The sequence below is a fragment of the Pseudoalteromonas luteoviolacea DSM 6061 genome (assembly GCF_001625655.1).
GTDB classification, from domain to species: Bacteria; Pseudomonadota; Gammaproteobacteria; order Enterobacterales; family Alteromonadaceae; genus Pseudoalteromonas; species Pseudoalteromonas luteoviolacea.
In genome coordinates this window covers 1-1,649 of the sequence record NZ_AUYB01000030.1, presented here as the reverse complement: position 1 = coordinate 1,649, position 1,649 = coordinate 1, and the positions used below count along the sequence as shown (strand labels likewise).

Annotated in this window: 2 protein-coding genes; both read right to left on the bottom strand. The window is 40.4% G+C overall.

The window, feature by feature from the left end:
- Window positions 1–189: 189 nt before the first annotated feature.
- A complete protein-coding gene (locus tag N475_RS02030; protein ID WP_063364590.1) occupies window positions 190–543 on the bottom strand; it encodes a hypothetical protein in 354 nt (117 codons plus the stop codon).
- Window positions 540–1,649 (bottom strand): hypothetical protein (locus N475_RS25670; protein WP_211270586.1); only part of this gene is annotated, 1,110 nt, incomplete at its 5' end. The genes N475_RS02030 and N475_RS25670, both read right to left, overlap by 4 nt.

Here is a 1,649-nt window from a genome sequence, read left to right as displayed (position 1 = left end):
CGCACATTTACATTAGCAGAAACTGAGAAGTGCCTTATTTCTATCTTGTTTTATATGTGGTGCACTTGCATGTTGAATTCGGGGCTGGTAGGAATAAAACAACGATAACGAGGCAGTAAAAACTGCCCCGATAGATTTGCTTAGCTTGACATAAATCGAGTGTCCATATATGTCTATTTAAATACTTATTTACCAGTCAACTTTGTGCTTCCCATTATTGATTTTTAATATCGTATTTTTTTCTACACCCAAGCTTACTTCACCATTTTTTGTATCAATAAAAAAATATCCCTCAGCAATATCTAGTTTATTATGATCGGGGCGTTCTGGTAAATTCCTTTTCCCTATTATGAAATGCTCCACTACTTCAACATAAACAACATCAGAGTGTATAACAACTTCATAACCTTTAGTTATATATGTATTACTAGCATTAGTAGAAGATAAATAATACCCGCTAACAAGAGGCTGAGGGGTTGGTTCTATACACCCTGATAAAATTAAAAGTATAAAAAAGCCTAGTATTTTCGTAATATTTATCATTTGTAAGTTACCGTTTTCCTAAAGTTATGATGAATATAATACCGATTAGAGAATGGCATTTCGACACCACCATATGGCCACCATTTTTTATGGTCCATGCTTAGAATATCTTCAAATATATCAGTGTAAGAAAAATTGAAGTTGCATGTTCCTGCACTACAAGTACCTGAGGCTCGCAAGTATCCGCTTCCCAAGCTAAATAGTGGGTTTTTCATATTTTGAGAGTCAGGACCATCAAGCCTACCCTGAAGCAGCAGTAAAAATTCTTTGTCGTACCCAAATGTATCACCATCTATAGACATATCCTTAAGCTTTAACGCATTTTTCAGTGCTACATTTATTACTTCATCAGTTACCCAGTTCCCCTCAAAATCATCGGCTAGGCCAACATCTTTTAAATACACAGTCTTGCCCCCACCCTTCCAATAATGTTTCAAGAAGTCTTCTGTAGTCCACTGATCTCTGTCAATTCTTCCGCCCCTAGCTTCTAGTTGAGAGGTATACCGTGTAACATAGTGATTCATCGCAAACTGAAACGCAGCCGTAGTGGCACCATTCGCAAATTTACCGCCTGAAATTTCTGATACTGTACCACCAATAACAGCCGAAACGATAGTTCCAGCAATAAGATCATTAGGTACATACCTTCCGACTTGAGCCCATTTCGTCAACCCCGCACTCCAGAAACCATGTCCAAAATTCCCACCTTGAACATCAGCAATGATTCCGCCTGCAACCGCATGTGCGGCAATATGAAGAGGGCTACCCACTGCATCCAGCGCTACCGCACCTTGACCTATACCGTAAAAAACGCCTGCAATTGCAGCTGACGTAGCGCCAGCCCTTAAAGCAGAGCCAACGTTTCCCGTATGATAATAATTTACTTGCGCACTAAATAGCGCCGAACACCAAACCTGACAACCTGGCACAAAGTTTAAAGCAACTGCAACAACAGTTTGCAGACCTTCACTTCCCATAATTCGGTCGTAAGCTCGCCCTCCTAACCATGCACCTGTAAGCCCGCCGAGCGAAAAGCCAATCATTTGTGCACCTTTTCTACTCAATAAAGTACCTGCCAGCTTCTTAAAAAAGTACCCACTCGGATC

Bases quoted from the DNA above. Each gene is read 5' to 3' on its own strand.
- N475_RS02030 (WP_063364590.1), bottom strand. From the start codon at position 543: ATGATAAATATTACGAAAATACTAGGCTTTTTTATACTTTTAATTTTA.